The organism is Nonomuraea sp. NPDC049480 (genome assembly GCF_044465905.1).
Classification (GTDB): Bacteria; Actinomycetota; Actinomycetes; order Streptosporangiales; family Streptosporangiaceae; genus Nonomuraea.
In genome coordinates, this window is the sequence record NZ_JBITMD010000002.1 from 299,485 (window position 1) to 317,726 (window position 18,242).

20 protein-coding genes are annotated in these 18,242 nt (G+C 71.6%); 12 read left to right on the forward strand and 8 right to left on the reverse strand.

From position 1 onward, the window contains the following. Positions 1 to 14: 14 nt before the first annotated feature. Entirely contained in the window at positions 15 to 542 is a 528-nt protein-coding gene (locus ACIBX3_RS06785) for an SseB family protein (RefSeq protein ID WP_397113909.1), read from the reverse strand. 35 nt (positions 543 to 577) lie between these two features. Continuing rightward, positions 578 to 928, reverse strand: coding sequence for a PadR family transcriptional regulator (locus tag ACIBX3_RS06790; RefSeq protein ID WP_397113911.1), 351 nt, complete (start codon positions 926 to 928; stop codon positions 578 to 580). Positions 929 to 1,000: 72 nt separating this feature from the next. Here ACIBX3_RS06790 and ACIBX3_RS06795 point away from each other — a divergent pair, with 72 nt between their 5' ends. Continuing rightward, a complete protein-coding gene (locus tag ACIBX3_RS06795) occupies positions 1,001 to 1,591 on the forward strand; it encodes a nucleotidyltransferase family protein (protein ID WP_397113913.1) in 591 nt (196 codons plus the stop codon). A 3-nt stretch (positions 1,592 to 1,594) separates the two neighbouring features. On the opposite strand, the gene ACIBX3_RS06800 is transcribed toward ACIBX3_RS06795, so the two are convergent. Further along, the gene (locus ACIBX3_RS06800) at positions 1,595 to 2,686 is read right to left on the reverse strand and encodes a ring-opening amidohydrolase (RefSeq protein WP_397113915.1); all 1,092 of its coding nucleotides are present in this window, start codon (positions 2,684 to 2,686) and stop codon (positions 1,595 to 1,597) included. A gap of 454 nt (positions 2,687 to 3,140) precedes the next feature. Between ACIBX3_RS06800 and ACIBX3_RS06805 the strand changes: the two genes are divergently transcribed. From ACIBX3_RS06805 to ACIBX3_RS06815, 3 genes are all read left to right on the forward strand, one after another. Next, on the forward strand, positions 3,141 to 3,809 hold the full coding sequence (locus ACIBX3_RS06805) for an alpha/beta fold hydrolase (protein ID WP_397113917.1): 669 nt from the start codon (positions 3,141 to 3,143) through the stop codon (positions 3,807 to 3,809). Positions 3,810 to 3,877: 68 nt separating this feature from the next. Next, entirely contained in the window at positions 3,878 to 4,963 is a 1,086-nt protein-coding gene (locus tag ACIBX3_RS06810) for an aromatic acid exporter family protein (protein ID WP_397114984.1), read from the forward strand. Positions 4,964 to 4,997: 34 nt separating this feature from the next. Continuing rightward, a complete protein-coding gene (locus ACIBX3_RS06815; RefSeq protein ID WP_397113919.1) occupies positions 4,998 to 6,083 on the forward strand; it encodes an aromatic acid exporter family protein in 1,086 nt (361 codons plus the stop codon). Between the two features lie 4 nt (positions 6,084 to 6,087). Here ACIBX3_RS06815 and ACIBX3_RS06820 read toward each other — a convergent pair whose 3' ends face one another. The 3 genes from ACIBX3_RS06820 to ACIBX3_RS06830 all read right to left on the reverse strand — a co-directional run bounded on the left by ACIBX3_RS06820 (position 6,088) and on the right by ACIBX3_RS06830 (position 7,975). Beyond that, positions 6,088 to 6,435 (reverse strand): type II toxin-antitoxin system death-on-curing family toxin, encoded by a 348-nt coding sequence (locus ACIBX3_RS06820; RefSeq protein ID WP_397113921.1) that lies wholly within the window; start codon positions 6,433 to 6,435, stop codon positions 6,088 to 6,090. 32 nt (positions 6,436 to 6,467) lie between these two features. Then, complete coding sequence (locus ACIBX3_RS06825; protein ID WP_397113923.1) at positions 6,468 to 6,671, reverse strand: CopG family transcriptional regulator; 204 nt, start codon at positions 6,669 to 6,671, stop codon at positions 6,468 to 6,470. Positions 6,672 to 6,808: 137 nt separating this feature from the next. Continuing rightward, positions 6,809 to 7,975: a pyridoxal phosphate-dependent aminotransferase gene (locus ACIBX3_RS06830; protein ID WP_397113925.1), complete on the reverse strand. Its 1,167-nt coding sequence runs from the start codon at positions 7,973 to 7,975 to the stop codon at positions 6,809 to 6,811. Positions 7,976 to 8,000: 25 nt separating this feature from the next. Here ACIBX3_RS06830 and ACIBX3_RS06835 point away from each other — a divergent pair, with 25 nt between their 5' ends. The 7 genes from ACIBX3_RS06835 (at position 8,001) to ACIBX3_RS06865 (ending at position 14,817) form a co-directional block, all read left to right on the forward strand. Then, positions 8,001 to 9,701 (forward strand): alpha/beta hydrolase, encoded by a 1,701-nt coding sequence (locus ACIBX3_RS06835; protein WP_397113927.1) that lies wholly within the window; start codon positions 8,001 to 8,003, stop codon positions 9,699 to 9,701. Then, a complete protein-coding gene (locus tag ACIBX3_RS06840) occupies positions 9,677 to 10,624 on the forward strand; it encodes a DUF418 domain-containing protein (protein ID WP_397113929.1) in 948 nt (315 codons plus the stop codon). The genes ACIBX3_RS06835 and ACIBX3_RS06840 overlap by 25 nt, the downstream gene beginning before the upstream one ends. Next, complete coding sequence (locus tag ACIBX3_RS06845; protein WP_397113931.1) at positions 10,584 to 11,372, forward strand: carbon-nitrogen hydrolase family protein; 789 nt, start codon at positions 10,584 to 10,586, stop codon at positions 11,370 to 11,372. Before ACIBX3_RS06840 ends, ACIBX3_RS06845 begins: the two co-directional genes overlap by 41 nt. Before the next feature lie 26 nt (positions 11,373 to 11,398). Further along, on the forward strand, positions 11,399 to 11,845 hold the full coding sequence (locus ACIBX3_RS06850) for a hypothetical protein (protein ID WP_397113933.1): 447 nt from the start codon (positions 11,399 to 11,401) through the stop codon (positions 11,843 to 11,845). A gap of 129 nt (positions 11,846 to 11,974) precedes the next feature. After that, positions 11,975 to 12,370 (forward strand): hypothetical protein, encoded by a 396-nt coding sequence (locus ACIBX3_RS06855; protein WP_397113935.1) that lies wholly within the window; start codon positions 11,975 to 11,977, stop codon positions 12,368 to 12,370. A 33-nt stretch (positions 12,371 to 12,403) separates the two neighbouring features. Beyond that, the gene (locus ACIBX3_RS06860; RefSeq protein WP_397113937.1) at positions 12,404 to 12,901 is read left to right on the forward strand and encodes a sigma-70 family RNA polymerase sigma factor; all 498 of its coding nucleotides are present in this window, start codon (positions 12,404 to 12,406) and stop codon (positions 12,899 to 12,901) included. Then, positions 12,898 to 14,817, forward strand: coding sequence for a hypothetical protein (locus ACIBX3_RS06865; RefSeq protein WP_397113939.1), 1,920 nt, complete (start codon positions 12,898 to 12,900; stop codon positions 14,815 to 14,817). The genes ACIBX3_RS06860 and ACIBX3_RS06865 overlap by 4 nt, the downstream gene beginning before the upstream one ends. Here the strand turns inward: ACIBX3_RS06865 and ACIBX3_RS06870 are convergent. Beyond that, positions 14,814 to 16,301, reverse strand: a complete 1,488-nt coding sequence (locus ACIBX3_RS06870; protein ID WP_397113941.1) for a carboxyl transferase domain-containing protein — start codon at positions 16,299 to 16,301, stop codon at positions 14,814 to 14,816. The genes ACIBX3_RS06865 and ACIBX3_RS06870 overlap by 4 nt on opposite strands. 134 nt (positions 16,302 to 16,435) lie before the next feature. Further along, on the reverse strand, positions 16,436 to 17,593 hold the full coding sequence (locus ACIBX3_RS06875; RefSeq protein ID WP_397113943.1) for a CaiB/BaiF CoA transferase family protein: 1,158 nt from the start codon (positions 17,591 to 17,593) through the stop codon (positions 16,436 to 16,438). A 77-nt stretch (positions 17,594 to 17,670) separates the two neighbouring features. Here ACIBX3_RS06875 and ACIBX3_RS06880 point away from each other — a divergent pair, with 77 nt between their 5' ends. Then, entirely contained in the window at positions 17,671 to 18,201 is a 531-nt protein-coding gene (locus ACIBX3_RS06880; RefSeq protein ID WP_397113945.1) for a uridine kinase, read from the forward strand. Positions 18,202 to 18,242 lie beyond the last annotated feature (41 nt).

Consider the following 18,242-nt stretch of genomic DNA (forward strand, 5'->3'; position numbering starts at 1 on the left):
GCGGCTTGTCCAGGTCAGCGCCGGGAGAACCAGCGGCGCCTGCGTACCGGCTCCACCCGGGCCACGGTGGCGCCCTCCAGCCGGTCCACGGTGCCGGACTCGACCGCCGCCAGCGCCTCCAGCACCGCGCCCTCGATCACGAACTGCACGGGCCCGGCCACGTCCACCACGACCGCCGCCGCCTGCTCCTGCACGGCGGCCCGGCACACCTCGAGCGTGGTGGCCTGGATCGGCCGGGCGTCCGGCCGCCACCGGGCCAGCGCCTCCGTACTGGTGAACGCGAGCACCGCCTCCCGGCCGTCCTGCCCGACGAGCTTGGGCAGGGCCATCTCGCTCTCCTTCTCCTGCCGCAGCCCGTGCGCGCCGACCTCGGACTCGGTCAGCAGTGCGACCACGGGGACGAGCAGCCTGGCGCCGCTGAGGGCGTTCAGCACGTGGGTGGCGTCGGCCGTGCCCGCCTGGTAGGCGGCGAGCGCGGCGGCCACGGCGGGGGCGGCGCCGCCGTCGTCGTTCGGGTCGAGGGGTTGCGGAATGCTCGGCACAGCGTCCGAGACTACCTGCGCCGCGGCTCGACCGTTCACGAGCCGCCTCCCGCGGCACCGGGGCGGAACAGCCAGGCGGGGACGGGCTGGCGACGTGACCGGTAGGCGCGGGCGATGGCGTCGCGGCCGCGCTCGGCGCCGTCCGGGGTGATGCGGTAGTAGCGGCGGCGCGGGCGCCCCTCCTCCACGTGGGTCTCGGGGTCCTCCCACCTGCTCTCCACCCAGCCGATCCGCTCCAGCCTGGCCAGGATGGGATAGACCGTGCCGCTCGGCATCCCCGCCAGCTCGCACAGCTCCAGCCCGTAGCGTTCACGCGCCGGATCCTCCAGGAGAGCGCGCAGGAGTGCCTGGGTCGGCATGGTCATCCTCGGGTCGCCGCTCTTCATAACTCGTACTCTACATAGGTAGAACATTGCCAAGAGGTCACATTGTCGGTGCGAGACGCTACACAGGGTCGCGTGCGAATCGGCCGCCTTCCCCTCGACGAACAGCTCGCCGCCGTGCCCGCCGTGCTCCAGACCAACCCGGCCCTCGTCGCCGTGCTGCGCGGGGCACGCACGCTCGATCTGCCCGGCTGGTGGGTCGCGGCGGGCGCGGTCGTGCAAACGATCTGGAACTACGTGACCGGCCGCGACCCGCAGCATGGCGTCAGGGACTACGACCTGATCTATCACGACCCCTCAGACCTCTCGTGGGAGGCCGAGGACGCGGTGATCACGACCGGGCGGGAGGTGTTCGGGGACGTGCCGGTGGAGATTCGCAATGAGGCGCGCGTTCATCTGTGGTACGAAAAACGCTTCGGCGTCCCCTGCCCGCCGTACGACAGCGCGGAGGACGCCATCGACTCCTTCCCGGCCACGACCTGCAGTCTCGGGGTACGGATCACAGCGTCGGGCGGATGGAAGCTCTACGCGCCCTACGGCGTCGCCGACGCGTTCAACCTGGTCGTACGGCCCAATCCCCGGCAGGCTCCGCGGCACGTCTACGAGGCGAAGGTGGCGCGCTGGAGCTCCGCCTGGCCCGAGTTGACCGTGCTCCCCTGGCCCTGACGGCTAACCGAGGTCGGAGATCGCCGCGACCGGGCCGCCGCCCGACGGGCCCTGGTGGACGGCTGCCACCGAGACGAAGACCGCCGGGTCACCCGTGACGGACGCCGCCACACCGCCCACGGCCGCCTTGATCTGGCGGTGCCAGTGCACGTCGGAGTCGTCCAGCATGATGTTGCGCCGTCCCCGCACCCGGCCCGACGGGTCGGCCTCGCACTTCATGAAGACGTTCACCAGGCGGCCGTCGAGATCGGACGGGTGCGGGCGGTCGGGGAGCGGGAGACCGGAGTCCCTGATGGCCTCCCAGATGCCGTCGGCGTCCAGGGCGTCCCTCATGACGCTGTGACCGATGCGGTAGCGGCCGCCGACCCCCCGTACGTTGCCCACCAGCACGATCTGTGCCCGATCCAGCTCCACCCCGGACGAGCAGGACGCCACAGACGAGTACAACGACAGGTCCTTGTGGATCTGCTCGGCGCCGGGCATGTCGATCTCGCCGAGCGCCACGGCGATGCCGAGGGCGGTGGTGGAGTTGGACAGGTCCATGGAGGGACCGGTCTCCTCGATGGCGGTGTCCTGGCCGCGGCTCTTGGCGTCGGTGATGGTGGCCAGCGTGAGCAGCGGCGTCTTGGTCTGCACGTAGTGGACGTCGCGCGGGTCGTCGATTCCGGCGATCTTCATGGCCTCCCGCACCCCGGCGGCGACCTTCTCCACCATGGCGGGCCGGCCGATGTCCTCGGGGAGGATGACCTCGCTCATGGCCACCCCGACCGACAGGCGGGGCTCCTCGGTGGCGGGGGCGTCGGCGGTGGTGGCGAAGATCGTGGCGTGCGGGCTGAGGATGCCGTCGGTGCCGCCCGACCACACCAGCGGCACGCTCTCCGGCGCCGGATGCCCGTGCTCGGTCAGCACCTCGCGGAAGGCTCGGTCGGCGAGGATGCGGGTGTAGTCGTTGACGCCGCCGTTGCCCTCGGTCTTGCCGATGACGGCGAGCACGCGGTGCGCCTCGATCACGCCGTCGGCGATGAGCCGCGACAGCCCCGAGGCGTCGGTGACGCTCTCGATCGGCACCTTGCGCACCTCGATCGGCTCCGGCATGTGACCACCCTTTTCTCTCGACACCCCTGGCGACGCTAACCGAGCCGGCCTGCGGGTTCATGAGCAAGCTTTGCCCATGAACGCCGCAGGTCATGTCAAAGTACGCTCAGCTCCTGCGCCGCAGCCCGTTCCACGGGCGTCGCCGTCGCCGGCTCTGCCGTGGCAGCGCTGCGCTTTCTCACAGCCGAGATCACTTCTAGCCTGGTACGGAGAACCGGTACCACTACGCTCGCAGACTCATGGAAGCGGTTGCCCGCGACAAAGCGGTCAGGCCGGGATCGCCAAGACCGTGGAGGAGCTTCGGGAGATGGCCGGCGGCGAGGCGTGAGGAGCGTCCACTTCGACCCAGACGAATGGGAGGACTTCCTGTACCGGCTGCGTGCGGCGGCGGCCGGCCGCATCGGACCCGGCCTCCGCTCCCTCACCAGAAGCAATCCCCACATAGCCTGATCGCGTGATTCGCGAAGCACAGGTCAACGGGATCAAGCTCATCTACCGGGAGGAAGGCGACCCCGCCACTCCCCCGCTGCTGCTCCTCCACGGCCGCAGGGCCGATCACAACGATTGGAACGGCATCACCCAGCACTTCTCGGCCCGCCACCACGTGCTCGTCCCCGACCTGCGGGGACACGGGGCCAGCGACCACCCGGGCGAGTACCCGCTGCCGGAGATGGCCGAGGACGTCGCGGGGCTGCTCGATCATGTGGGCGCCGGGCGGGTCACGGTGATCGGGCACTCGCTGGGCGGCATGGTCGCCTACCAACTGGCCGTGAACCATCCCGGCCGCGTCGAACGGCTCGTCCTGGAGGACGTGCCGCCGCCGCTGCCGCTCAAGGACCGGGCGCCCGTCGTGGAGGACGACTCCACCGGGTTCGACTGGCGGATGGTGCATGACACCGAGCGGCAGTTCCTCGATCCCGATCCGGGCTGGCTGGAGGGGTTGAGCCGGATCACCGCGCCGACGCTGGTGCTCTCGGGCGGGGCGGCGAGCCCGTTCGACGCCACGGGGACGGCCGCGCGGATCCCGGGGGCCAGGCTGGTGACGATCGAGGCGGGGCATCTCATCCACGTCACCGAACGCAAGGCGTTCCTGCGGGCGGTCGACGACTTCCTGGACGTCTGAGCGGCCGTCCCCGGCACCTCGTTAACGTGCGTGTCACGTGTGCGGGCCAGGGTAGAGCCGTGGTCGACATGGACGTACGTGAGCGCTTGAGCAGGCTGCGGCTGATGGGGCCGCCGATCGGCCAGTGCGCCGTCGGCGCCGCGCTCGCCTGGCTCGTGGCCAAGGACCTGCTCGGGCACAGCCGCCCGTTCTTCGCGCCCATCGCGGTCGTCGTGTGCATCGGCGTGGGGCTCGGGCAGCGGCTGCGCCGGGTGGTGGAGCTGGTCGTCGGGGTCAGCCTCGGCGTCGGGGTCGGCGACCTGCTGGTGTCGTGGATCGGCTCGGGCGCCTGGCAGATCGCGCTGGTGGTGGCGCTGGCCATGGTGGTCGCGGTGGTGCTGGACAGCGGTTCGCTGATCGTGCTCCAGGCCGGGTCCTCGGCGGTGCTCGTGGCCACCCTGCTGCCGCCGACCGGCACGGGCGGGATCGACCGGATGCTGGACGCCCTGGTCGGCGGCCTGATGGGGCTGGCCGCGGTGGCGCTGCTGCCGGCCAGCCCGAAGGCGCTGGCGACGCGGCACGCGATGGGGATGTTCGACGCGCTGGCCGGCGCCCTGCGGGCGATCGCGGAGGCCATCGAGAAGTCGGACTCGGCCCTGGCCGCCGAGGCGCTGGAGGCGGCGCGGGGCAGCCAGACGAGTGTGGAGGAGTTCAAGCAGGCGCTGGAGACCAGCCGGGAGATCGCCACCATCTCGCCGCTGTACCGGCACCGCCGTACCAGGCTGGGAGGATACGAGAAGGCCGCCGTGCCGCTCGACCACGCGCTGCGGAACTCCCGGGTGCTGGCCAGGCGGGCCATCGTGGCGCTCGACGGCTCCAGCGGGCTGCCGCCCTGGCTGCCCGGGACGCTGCGGGCGCTGGCCGACGCGACGACGCTGCTCAGGGACGACCTGGCCGCCGGGCGCTCGCCCGAGCGGGCCGGCGCGGCGATCATGGCGGTGGCCTCTCGGCAGAGCGCCGAGCGGTGGGGATTCTCGGCGGACGTCATGATCGCGCAGGTCCGGTCGATCACGGTGGACTTGCTGCAGGCCACCGGCACCGAACGCGAGGAGGCCGTGGCCGCCTTGCCCCCGCTGGACGTCTCCGGAGAAAGGGAGTCATCCGGGGGAACGTGACCGCAATGTCATATAGATCCGTCAAGGTGGAAAGGTGCGAACCAGGCTCAGCGATCATGTAAAGGAACGACTGGGCACGTTCGGTCTCATGGTCCCGTCCATCGCGCAGTGCGCGGTGGGCGCCGCGCTGGCCTGGATCATCGCCATGGAGCTTCTCGGCCACCCGCGGCCGTTCTTCGCTCCGATCTCCGTGCTGATCTGCGTGGGCGTCGGCCTCGGGCAGCGGCTGCGCCGGGTCGTCGAGCTGGTCGTCGGCGTCAGCCTCGGGGTGGGCATCGGCGACCTGCTGGTGTCCTGGATCGGCTCGGGCCCGTGGCAGCTCGCGCTGGTGGTCGCGCTGGCGATGTCCGTGGCGGGACTGCTGGACAGCGGCGCCCTGTTCGTGGCGCAGGCCGGGTCGTCGGCGGTGCTGGTGGCCACGCTCGTGCCCACCGAGGGCGCCGGGGGTCTGGATCGTATGGCCGACGCGCTGACCGGCGGCGTCATCGGGATCGCGGCGGTGGCGCTGATGCCCGCGAGCCCGTTCGCGATCGCGGCCAAGCACCTGTCCGGGGTGCTGGACGCACTGTCCACGGTGCTGGAGCGGGCCGCGGAGGCCATCGAGAAGCGCGACATGGACCTCGCGGCCGAGGCGCTGGAGGAGGCGCGGGGCACGCAGGCGGCGGTGGAGGAGTTCGAGAAGGCACTGGAGACCAGCAAGGAGATCACCACGATCTCGCCGCTGCACTGGCACCGGCGGGCCCGCCTGGCCCGGTACGAGACCGCCGCCGTGCCCGTCGACCTGGCGCTGCGCAACGCCCGGGTGCTGAGCAGGCGCACGCTGGCCTCGCTCGGCGAGGCGAGCCCGCCGCCGGCCGCGCTGGCCGAGGCGATGCGCGAGGTGTCGGAGGCGGCCCTGCTGCTGCAACTGGAGCTGGGGGCCGAGCGGGAGCCGACGCTGGCGCGGCAGGCGCTGCTGGCGGTGGCGGCGCGGGAGCGGCCCGAGGAGCTGGGCTTCTCGGCGCACGTGATCATCGCGCAGCTGCGGTCCGTCGTCGTGGATCTGCTGCAGGCGACGGGGATGGAACATGAGGACGCCACGGCCGCGCTGACGCCGCTCGACAAGCCCGACGATGAGTGAGGCGTCAGGATGACGGGATGAAGGTCCGCAGGACGTCGGCGATCTCGTCGGCTTCGGAGAGTTTGCCGGAGGCGACGGCGATGACGAGGTCATAGGCCTCGTCATCGTCGGCGGGATCGAGCTCGACACCGTTCTTGGCGAGGAAGACGTAGGCGAGGAGCCAGCCCGCCCGCTTGTTGCCATCCACAAAGGGGTGGTTGGCGACCACGGAGTGGAGAAGGGAGGCGGCTTTCACGAACAGGTCAGGGTAGGCGTCCTGCCCGAAAAGAGAGGTTTGGGGCCGAAGGAGAGCGGCCTGGAGGAGTCCGAGGTCGCGAACCTCGATGGGGCCGCCCACCGCCGCACGGGCCACCCGCAGTCCTTGTTCCAGGCTGATATAGCGCGTCACTCGCCCAGCCTCCGTAGCAGGTCGGCGAATCGCCGCGCCCCCTTCTCCGCGAGAGCGTCGGTGAGCTCGTCGTCCGAGACCCGTTGGAGATAGTCGTCGATCGCGTGTAGCGCGACTTGCTGCATGCTTCGCCCTTCCACCTCCGCACGCTTGCGAAGGGCCTCGGTCTGCTCGTCACTCAAGCGAAGGGTCATAGCCATACTCCGCATGCTAGGTCCGAGGCGGTATCACCGCGATACCGCATGCAGAACTTTACCCTATGTGACCGCCCGATGACCTACCGCAGGACGAGGTGGGAGAAGGAGCCGTCCATCGGGTCGAAGGTCAAAGTGGGATATCAGGACGAGAGATGCTTGAGCCGGGTCACCGCCTCGTCGATGACCTCGTCCTTCTTGCAGAAGGCGAACCTGACGAAGTGCCTGCCGCGCTCGGCGTGGTCGTAGAAGACCTGGGTCGGGATGGCCACCACCCCGGCCAGCTCAGGCAGCCGGCGCGTCAGCTCCAGCCCGTCGGTGAACCCGAGCGGCCTGATGTCGGTCTGCACGAAGTACGTGCCGGAGGGCTTGAGGACCTCGAACCCGGCCGCCGCCAGCCCCTCCATGAGCCGGTCGCGCTTGTCCTGGAGCCCGGCGCGCAGCGCGGACACCCACTCCAGCTCGTGCCGCAGCCCGTACGCGACCGCGAGCTGCCACGGCGCGCTCGCCGTGAACGTGAGGAACTGCTTGACCGTCTGCACCGCCGCGACCAGCGGCGCGGGGGCGCACACCCACCCAGTCTTCCAGCCGGTGACCGAGAACGTCTTCCCGGCGGAGGAGATCATCACGGTGCGCTCGCGCATGCCCGGCAGCGTGGCCAGCGGGATGTGCTCGACCCCGTCGAACGTCAGGTGCTCGTACACCTCGTCGGTGATCGCCACCAGGTCGCGCTCCCGGCAGAGCTCGGCGATGACGGTCAGCTCCTCCCGGGTGAACACGGTCCCGGTGGGGTTGTGCGGCGAGTTGACCAGGATGGCGCGGGTGCGCGGCGTGACGGCGGCGCGCAGCTCCTCAGGGTCGAAGGTGAAGCGGCCGGCGACCGGCCGCATCGTCACCACCACCAGCCGGGCCTGGGCCAGCGCGATCGAGGCGGCGTAGGAGTCGTAGTAGGGCTCGAACGCGATCACCTCGTCGCCCGGCTCGCACAGCGCCAGCACGCTCGCGGCGACGGCCTCGGTGGCGCCCACCGTGACGAGGACCTCGCGCGCCGGGTCGTAGGACAGCCCGTAGTGCTCGGCCCGGTGCTCGGAGATCGCGCGGCGCAGCTCGGGCATCCCGGGCCCCGGAGGGTACTGGTTGGCGCCCACGGTGATCGCCTGGATCGCGTGATCCAGCATCGCCGCCGGCCCGTCGGTGTCGGGGAAGCCCTGGCCGAGATTGATCGATCCGGTCTGCACGGCGAGCGCGCTCATCTCCGCGAAGATCGTCGTACCGAAGGCGCGCATCCTGGACACAAGTGGTTCCGTCACGCCATCAGACTTTAGTCTCGTCCCTGTGATCATTCGGGTCGTGCTCGCCCTAGCCCTGTCCGCGCCCCCTGTCATGACCTCCCCCGCGCCGGGGCGGCGCGACTGCCCGGTCGCCATGCCACCCCGTACGACCTGCGGTTTCCTCGTCGTCCCCGAGCGCAGGGACACCCCGGACAGGAAGATCAAGGTCGGCTACGCCGTCCGCCACTCGATCGCCGAGGACCGCAAGCCCGACCCGGTCGTCTACATGAGCGGCGGCCCCGGGTCGGCGTCGATCCAGCTCACGGGCTTCCTGAGCCAGATGTTCCCGGACCGCGACGTGGTGACGGTGGAGCAGCGCGGCGGGAAGTACTCCGAGCCGACGCTGGGCTGCCCCGAGACGGCCGCGGCGCTGCTCGGCCAGTTGCGCCGGCCGCCCGCCGACGTGGCGGCGGCGGCCGTCGAGTGCCGCGACCGGCTCGCGCGGCAGGGTGTCGACCTGCGGGGCTACAACACGAAGGAGATCGTGGCCGACGTCGTCGCGCTGCGCCGCGAGCTGCGGTACGCGTCGTGGAACCTGTTCGGAGTCAGCTACTCGACCAGGGTCATGCTCGACGTGGCCGCGGCCGACCCGGAGGGCACGCGGTCCGTGGTGCTGGACTCGTTCCTGCCGGAGAGCGTCAACTGGTACGACGACGCCGACCGGAACCTGGCCGGCACGCTGGCCATGCTCGGCGTCGAGGACGGCTTCGACGCCATGCGCGCCCGGCTCAACGCCTCCCCGGCGCGGGTGCCGGCCACCGACCCGCTGCTCGGCCGGGCGTTCACGGCGCGGATGAGCGGCGACGACGTGGCCACGATCATGGCGGAGGCGCTGCACGAGGCGGACGTGTCCGCTGTGGCACCGGCACTCCTGCCCGCGCTGACCCGGGGGCACGACGAACTACTGCGCCCGCTGGCGGACGCCGCGGGCGAGGGGCTGATATCGCACGAGTTCGGGCTCTACCACGCGGTGCAGTGCCAGGACGAGGTCCCGTTCAACACCTTCACCACCAAATCCCGACTTTTCACCATAAATGCTGATAAAGCGGTGTGTGATGCGTGGCGGCTCCCCAAGTCGCAGCCGGTCGGCGCCGCGCCCAAGGCCCCGGTCCTCGCGCTCGGCGGCCAGTACGACCCCACCACCCCGCCCAGGACCAGCCGGCCCGCCGCCGAGGCGCTGCCGGACGGCCGCTTCACGGAGATCCCGCGGGCCGCCCACGCCGTGTTCCTGTCCAGCGAGTGCGCCCGCCGGAAGATCGCCGAGTTCGTCGCCGGCCCCACCCCCGGCACGGCCGCACCCTGCCTGGACGCCCGCGGCGGGCTCGGTGACCTGCATGTGACCGGGGCGCCGTACCGGATCTCCCGTACGCCCTGGCTGGCCGCGCCGTTCGCGTTGTTCGCGCTCGCGGCCCTGGTCCAGCTCGTGTCGGCGGCGCTGAAGGGCAGGGCGACGGCGGCGTTCGGCGGCCTGGCGGGCGTGGCGTTCGCCGGGCTGGTGGCCCAGTCCGTGTACGGCCTGGCGACCAGGAACGAGACCGCCCTGGCCGTCGGCGTCCCCGGCATGATCGTGCCGTACACGTGGGTCGCGGTCGCCTCGGCGGTCCTCACCGCGGCGGTTCTCCTCCGCCGCCGCAGATGGCCACAAATCACTGCAACCCTCATCAGCGGCGGATTCCTCGTATGGTGGTTCACCTGGTTTCTATAACGCGCATCCGAGAGCTCGACGCCCTCCGCGGCTTCGCGGTGGGCGGCATCATGCTGGTCAACACCTGGCAGCACACGCCGCACGAGCCGCCGAACCAGCTGGACGCGACCATCGAGGCGCTGTTCCAGAGCCGGTTCTACCCGATCTTCTCGTTGCTGTTCGGGATCAGCTTCATGTTGTTCCTGCGCGGCAACAGCCGGTGGGCCCTGCTGAGCAGGCTGTTCTGGCTGTTCTGTCTCGGGATGGTCCAGCACACGTTCTACGAGGGCGAGGTGCTGACCGACTACGCCTTCTACGGGGCGGCGGTGCTGCTGCCGGCCTCGTTCATGGCCCCCGGCTGGCCCCAGCTGGTGCTGGGGGCGGCGGCGATCGTGTGGGCGCTGCTGGTCGGCGGCGGGCCGCTGCTGATCCCCGGGCTGTTCCTGGTCGGCATGGCGCTGTGGGAGCTGCGGCCGCCCCGGTCGCTGCTGCTGCCGGGGTTCGCGGTCGCGGCGGTGGGCACGGCGGTGCTGACCGCCGCCACCTGGACCCTCACGGACAGAGACTGGATCCTCTACAGCGTGGCCGCGCTGGCGGGCGCGGCGGCGTACGCGCTGGGGTTGCTGGTCCTGCTGCGGCCGTGGCTGTCGGCGGTGCTGGAGCCCCTGGGCAGGATGGCGCTGACGAACTACGTGTCGGGGACCGTGGTCATCGCCGTGGCCCTGCCGCTGCTGGAGTCCGACCCGACCCGCTGGTCCGTGGTGGCGCTGGCGGCGGCGACCGTGGGCGTGCAGGTGCTGGCCAGCCGATGGTGGCTGGCGAGGTTCCGGTACGGCCCGCTCGAGTGGATTTGGCGGTGCCTGACCTGGTTTCGACCTGTGCCCAACCGGTTAGAGTCGGGCCGTGACCACAATCGCCCTCTGCCAGATGCCGGTGTCTCCTGACCCGTCGACGAACCTCAAGAGGGCCAAGGAGGCGCTCTCCCGAGCCGAAGGGGCCGACCTCGCGATCTTCCCCGAGGCCACGCTCACCCGCTACGGCCGGCGCATCACGAGCCTGGCCGAGCCGCTGGAGGGACCCTTCGTGTCGGGCCTGGCCGAGGCGGCGCGCGAGCACGGCCTGGCGGTGATCGCCGGCGTGTTCGAGCCGGGCTCCGGCCGGCCGGACGACCGGGTGCACAACACGGCCGTGGCCATCGACGAGCACGGCGCGATCAAGGCGGCGTACCGGAAGATCCACCTGTTCGACTCGTTCGGCGCGAAGGAGTCCGACCTGGTCGCGCCCGGTGCCGAGCCCGCGGTCGTGGAGCTGGCCGGGGTGCGGGTCGGGATGATCACCTGCTACGACGTGCGCTTCCCCGAGCTGGCCAGGGCGCTGGTCGACAAGGGGGCGGAGCTGTTCGCGGTGATCGCCGCCTGGGGCTCGGGCCCGCTGAAGGAAGATCACTGGGTGACCCTGGTGAGGGCGCGGGCCCTGGAGAACACCATGTGGACCGCGGCCGTCGGCCAGGCGCCCAATCCGGCCGAGTCGCCGGATGGCTACGGCGTGGGCCGCAGCATGCTGGTGGACCCGCTGGGCGTGATCCGCGCCGACCTGGGCACCGCTCCCGGCGTGCAGGTCGTGCGGGTGGACCACGAGTGGACCGCCACCGCCCGCGCCACGCTGCCGTGCCTCGAACATCGGGTTCTCTGACCTTCAACCGATCGTAAAGTAGGACCGTGAGCGGAACGCAGATGCAGAAGGTGGTCCCGCCGCGTCTGCTCGTGCCATACCTGTCGGGCAAGCGCACGGTGATCTCCGGTTACGTCTACCGAGTGCAGGAATGCATCAGGCTGACCACGCCCGAGGCGCTCTACTGGGGGCTCGATCTGTCCTTCGACGGATCGGAGTTGTTCCCCGAGGTGCCCGAGCTCTACGTCATGCGCTGGTACGCCCGCGACGTCGACACCTACGCGGTGCCGTACGGACCGCACATGGGCGGCGACTGGAGTGACGCGCCCCCGTTCGCCGGCAACGGTTTCACGACCTCGACCGACCACGTGGTGCCGCAGTTCCACACCGTTCCGATGCCGATCCCGGCCGGGGCGGAGATCGTCCACGTCACCAAGGACGGCGAGCGGCCCTTCGCCCAATACGACGGTCTGACCTGGCGGCCCGCCGCATGAGCACGCGAACCGTCGAACACAGCCGAGTCTCGCTCAGGCGACCGACGAAGGAGGGCGCATGAGCGAGCGTAGCGAGCGAACCGATAAACACAGCCGAGTCTCGCTCAGGCGACCGACGAAGGAGGGCGCATGAGCGAGGAGATTACGCCGGTCGCCTCCGGCTTCGTGGCGCGCTTCGGCGAGCGGACCCTGCCTGCCGCGGTCGGGCCGGACAACAACGACGTGATGTTGTTCAGCGAGGTCGAGCTGGAGGGGTTCGAGCCGGCGGCCGGCTACTGGCGGCGCCGGGTGGCCAGGTCCGAGGTGGAGTGGCTGGTGCTGATCCGGACGGTGGGGGCGTTCGGCGGCGAGCCGTGCATCGTGCTGGACGAGGACGAGGACGGGCTGCACATCGCCTACACCGGGCACAGCGGGATGAAAGCGGAGGCACTGGGCTACTGGATGGTGGACCACGGCGCGTACGAGGTCGTGGTGCCCCGCGAGGAGGTCTTCTCCATCCGGGTGGAGCGGATCCCGGTCCCCTAGTCAACCGGAGCTCCCTTCGGGTGTCTCTGGAATGTGATCGAAACAGCGACCATGGCGCAGCCGTCGTTCGCCGAGCTGTTCGCCGCCCAGTACCACTCGCTGGTGCGGCTGGCCGGACTGCTCGGCGCCGACGACCCCGAGGACATCGCCCAGGAGGCGTTCGCCCGGCTGCACACCAGACGGCTGCGTGACGACGGGGCCGCGCTGGCCTATCTGCGCGCGACCGTCTGCAACCTGACCCGCAACCGTCTGCGGCACCTCAGGCTCGTCCGGCTGCGCCGTCCCGACCCCCCTGAACCGGCTCGCAGCAGCGAGCATGACGTGCTCGTGGCCGAGGAGCACAAGGAACTGCTCGCCGCCGTGGACCGTCTGCCGCGCCGCCAGCGCGAGGCCCTGGTCCTGCGTTACTGGCTGGACCTTTCCGAACGCGAGATCGCCGACGCCATGGGCGTGTCGCCCGGATCGGTGAAGACGCACGCCAGCAGGGCACTGGCCGCCCTCGGCAGGGCGCTCAAAGAGGAGGACGCGTGAACGACCTGGAAGAGCGTCTGCGGGCCGCGCTGGACGCCCGCGCCCAGACCTTCGAGGCGAGCCCGCACGCGTGGGCGCGCGTGCGGGCCCGCCGCCCACGGCGGCACCGGGGCCGCCTGTTGCTGGCCGCGCTGCCGATGGCGCTGCTGGCCGTGTTCGTTCCCGTCCTGCTCAACGGGGGCCTGGGCAGGAACACCGCGACCGACCCCGACGCCGTCTACCAGCGGCTCATGCGGGATCGCACGGCCGTCGGCGAGCGGCTGACCGTGGACGACCCGGCCGGGGGCGGGCCGCTGCGGATCTGGTTCGCCAAGGCCAAGCTGGGCTACCCCGAGGTCTGCTACGCCGTGGAACGGGCCGCGGGCGAGCCCTATGGCGGGTGCTCCGACGTACGGGAGCAGTTCCCAGGAGGGTTCGACGTCTCGTTCATGGGGAGCACGCTGCGCGACGGAGCGGCGACCGCGATGGACTGGGGGGTGGCCTCGAAGGACGTCGGCGCGGTCGCCGGGGTCACGAAGTCAGGGCAGAAGATCACGGGCACGCTCGTGACCCCGGCGGGGGCGCCGTACCAGATCTGGACGGTGACCTACCCGGCCCAGGACGCGATGACCATGGTCGAGTACGCCGACGAGCAGGGCAGGAGCCTGGGCAAGACGTCGCGCGACATGCTGTCGGAGCCGCTGGAACCGGCGATGGGCGCGGTCGCGGAGCTGGCCGACGGCGTCGTCGCGCGGCCGCACCGGACGAAGGACGGCGTTGAGCTGGACTGGCTGCGGCACGGCGCCCGCGTCGCCGGATCCCTGGTCAGCACGCGGGACGCGCCGGTGTCCCTGAGTGTGAACGACGACGTGGTCACCGGCTACGCCCGTCAGGACGTGACCAGGATCGACGTGTCCTTCCAGGCCGGGACCAAGGCCACCTTGGAGACGCGGCCCGATCCGTGGAACCTGGGCGTCGTGCTGTTCGCCGGAGCGAACCCGGCGGGCGCCCCGTACAAGGGCTATACCGCGGTCGCCTACGACGCGTCCGGCAAGGAGGTCTGGCGCCACGAGGAGCTGGACCAAGCGCGACGCCAGGAGGGCGCCCAGGCGATCGGCCCCGTCATGTCCCTCCCCGGCACCGAGAACTCCGGCCGGCCGGTGCGTGTCTGGTTCGTCAAGCACACCGGCAGCCCGGTCGCGATGTGCGCGTCCGGAGGCGTCTCCGCGGGCAGTGAGAATGCGACCTGGTGTGCCTTCGCCGAGGAGGGCTCGTTCCCCGTCCAGGCGGTCATCAGCTACCTGCCGGAGCCTGGGAACATCACCCACTACGGACCCGCCCGCGACGATTGGGAGTGGGTGGAGGCGGTGCTCTCCGACGGGCGGCGGGTACGCGCCGAGTTCCTGCGGGGCGAGGGCGCCCCGCAGCGGGTCTGGCACGTCTCGGTGCCGCTCGGCGCCCAGGTCGCGGGCTACACCCTGAAGGTGCGGGGCCAGGCGGCCAGGCCGATCCCGGGCGTCACGAAGGCCTGCGGCAGGAAGGTCGCGTCGTCCGAGTCCGACCGGCTGGCCCTGTCCGAAGGCGTCGCCGCGTACCTGAGCGGAGCGTGCCTGGCCTTCTGGGAGGACGGCGAGATGGTGCCGTCCCTGCCTGGTCCGGTTCCGGGCGGGAAGCTGGGCGATCTGCTCGACGCTCGGCGCCCGGCGTACTGGAGCCACGGCGATCGCGCCTGGTACGGCTACGCGCCGGCGGGCACGGCCAAGGTCGTGATCACCTTTACCGCCGGCGCGAGCGCCACGGCCCAGGCCGTGGCCGATCCCTGGGGGCAGGGCGTGACGCTGTTCGCGGGCCGGACGCCTAAGGGGGCCGACTTCGGAGAGGGGGCGGTCCTCAAGGGCTACGGCGCCGACGGCAACGAGCTGTGGAGCAGCCGCTAGGAGCCCAGCCGCCGGTAGCGGGCCCGGCGGGCCGCGAGACGGTCCGCCGGGCTCAGCTCCAGCAGCTTCGCGATTTCGTACTCCAGGGCCCGCCCCACCCGCTCGCAGAACTGCCTGGGCTCGTAGGCGGCGTCGGGCAGCTCCGGGATCACCCGGTCCACGATGCCGTCGCTGCGCAGGTCGGTGGCGCGGATGCGCTGTGCCTGGGCGATCTCGGGCGCGAAGTCGACCGAGCGGTAGAGGATCGCGGAGGCGCCCTCCGGCGGCAGCGGCGACAGCCAGGCATGCTGCGCGCACAGCACCCGGTCGGCGGGCAGCAGGGCCAGCGCCGCGCCGCCCGCGCCCTCGCCGAGCAGCAGGCAGACGGTCGGCGCGTCGAGCATGACGAGCTCGGCCAGGCAGCGGGCGATCTCGGCGGCGAGCCCGCCCTCCTCGGCCGCCTTCGACAGGTCGGCACCCGCCGTGTCGATCACGGTGACGAGGGGCAGGCCCAGCTCGGCGGCCAGCCGCATGCCGCGCCTGGCCACGCGCAGCCCGGCCGGGCCGAGCGGCGAGTTGGCGCGCTGGACCCGCCGGTCCTGGCCGAGCACCACGGCCGGCGCGCTGCCGAACTTGGCCAGCGCGAGCAGCAGCCCGGGCTCGTTGTCCCCCGTCCCGGTGCCGCTGAGCGGGGTCAGGTCGGTGGCGGCGAGCTTGAGCAGCGCGCGGACGCCGGGGCGGTCGTCGCGGCGGGAGCGGGTGATCGCCTCCCACGCCTCCACCGGCCGCAGGTCCTCCTCAGGGGGCGGGCCTGCCTCGATGGCGGACCTGTCGGCGGCCAGCACGGCCAGCGCCCTGATCGCGACCGCGCGCAGGTCCCCGGCCGACACCACGGCGTCGAACAGCCCCTTGCGGTGGAGGTTCTCCGCGACCTGCACACCCTCGGGAAAGGGATAGCCGTGCAGGGCCTCGAACACGCGCGGCCCCAGGAAGCCGATCAGCGCCTGCGGCTCGGCGGCCGTGACGTGCCCGAGCGATCCCCACGAGGCGAGGACCCCGCCCGTGGTCGGGTGCCGCACGTACACGAGATAGGGCAGGCCGACCGCCCGATGCTCCTGGATGGCGGCGGTGATCTTCACCATCTGGACGAACGCGAGTGCGCCCTCCTGCATGCGCGTGCCGCCCGAGGCCGGCGCGGCCAGCAGCGGCAGCCGCTCGCGGGTGGCCCGCTCGATCGCCGACACGGTCCGCTCGGCCGCCGCCACCCCGATCGAGCCCGCCATGAACGAGAACTCGCACGCCGCGACGGCCACCCTGCGCCCGTCGAGCAGCCCTTCTCCGGTGATCACCGCCTCGTCGTAGCCGGACTTGGCCCGCGCGGCGGTCAGCTCGTCGGCGTAGGAGGAACCGGGCTCGGCCGGGTCGGCGGGCGGCGCGTCCCACGACTTCCACGACCCCCGATCGAGGACCGTTTCGATCAGTGTGCGCGCGTCCGGACGGCTCACTATCGCTCCCTAGATGTCAGCCAACATGGCAATGGTGACGCACGAGTTGTTCTTGGCCGAGCCAGGCTGCGATAGATGTCCTCGCTTCGCTGCGGATCCATCCCAGCGCGCTCGTCGGTGCCACGCAATGCGGATCATCGTTCGCGTTCCTCCAGCCAGGCCAGCACCGCGTCGCCGTCCTGGCCGAGCATCGGCGGCGCGGTGTGCTCCGCCCCGTCCAGCCCGTCGAAGCGCAGCGGTGGTCCCGGCAGCTCGATGCGGCCGAGCACCGGGTGCTCCACCTCCACGACCAGGCCCTGAGAGCGGGTCTGGTCCCAGGTGTAGACCTCGTCGATCGACCTGATCGCGCCCGCCGGGACGCCGGCCTCGCCCAGCCTGGCCAGCCAGTGGGCGCGGCCGTGGGCGGCCAGGGCCTTCTCCATGTCGGCGATCAGTTCGTCGCGGTGCGCGCGCCGGTCCTTGTTCGTGGCGTAGCGGGGCGCCTCGGGGTCGATGCCGAGCAGCGTGGCGACCTTGCGCCACTGGCCCTCGTTGGCGGCGGCGATCTGCAGCATGCCGTCGGCGCAGCGGAAGGAGCCGTACGGGGTGATGGAGGCGTGGTGGTTGCCGCTCGCGGCCGGCACCTGGCCGCCCACCGTCCAGGCGGTGCCGTGGTAGGCGTGCACGCCGGTGACGGCGGCCAGCAGCGACGTGCGTACGACGCGGCCCTTGCCGGTGTGCGCGCGCTCGTAGAGCGCGGCGGCCACGCCGTAGGCGCCGTGGATGCCGGCGAGCAGGTCGGAGATGGAGGCGCCGACGCGGTAGGGCTCGTCGGGCGAGGGGCCGGTCAGCGACATCAGGCCGGCCTCGCCCTGGGCGATCTGGTCGTAGCCGGGCCGTCCCCCCTCGGGGCCGTCGTGGCCGAAGCCGGTGATCGACAGGATGACCAGGCGCGGGTTGAGCTCGTGCAGCCGTTCGACGGAGAAGCCGAGGCGGTCGAGCACGCCGGTGCGGAAGTTCTCGACGAGGACGTCGCTCTGGCGGACGAGGCGCTCGATGAGCCCCTTGCCCTCGGGGGATTTCAGGTCGACGGCGATGGACTGCTTGTTGCGGTTGGCCGCCAAGAAATAGGTCGAAATATCGTGATCTGGGCCGACGAACGGCGGGCCCCAGCCGCGCGACTCGTCGCCCCCGTCCGGGTGCTCCACCTTGATCACCCGCGCGCCGAGGTCGCCCAGCATCTGCGCCGCATGGGGTCCCGCCAGGGCTCTGGACAGGTCCAGTACGACGATCTCGCCGAGGGGTCCGAGCACGGTCAACCTCCTGCTTGCATTTCGGGGCGAAAGAACATTCTCTCAGTTGCCCGTCCCCCGTCATCTACCCTGGGTCGGTGAATTCGCCGGCCGACCGCATCAGGAACCTGCGGCCCTCCTGCGGCCCGGTCCGCCTGGTGGCGGTGGACGGACCCGCCGGGTCGGGCAAGACGACGTTCGCGAAGCGGCTGGCGGCGGCGCTCGGCTGCCAGGTGGTCCACAGCGACGACTTCCCCGTGCCGTGGGAGGAAGGCCCCGGCGGCTGGTTCCACGCGCTGGAGTCTCAGGTGCTCCGGCCGCTCCAGGACGGTCAGCCCGGAAGTTTTCGCAGGTATGACTGGGTGCGCGGCGAATACGCCGAACACGTGACCGTGCCCGCCGCGCCGGTCCTCGTGATCGAGGGCGTCGGCACGGCCCGCGCCTCGGCCGCCCGGCTGCTGGCGTTCACCGTCTGGGTGGAGGCTCCTGAGGCGGTGCGCTTCGCCCGCGTGCTGGAGCGGGACGGCCCGGAGCTGGAGCCGCGGTGGCGGGAGTGGTTCGCGGCGGAGAAGGCGTGGTTCGACGAGGACCGCACCCGGGATCGCGCCGATTTGATCGTCGAAACGTGAACCCGGCCGCCTCCTGTCCCGACTGAGCAGGGTGACGGGAG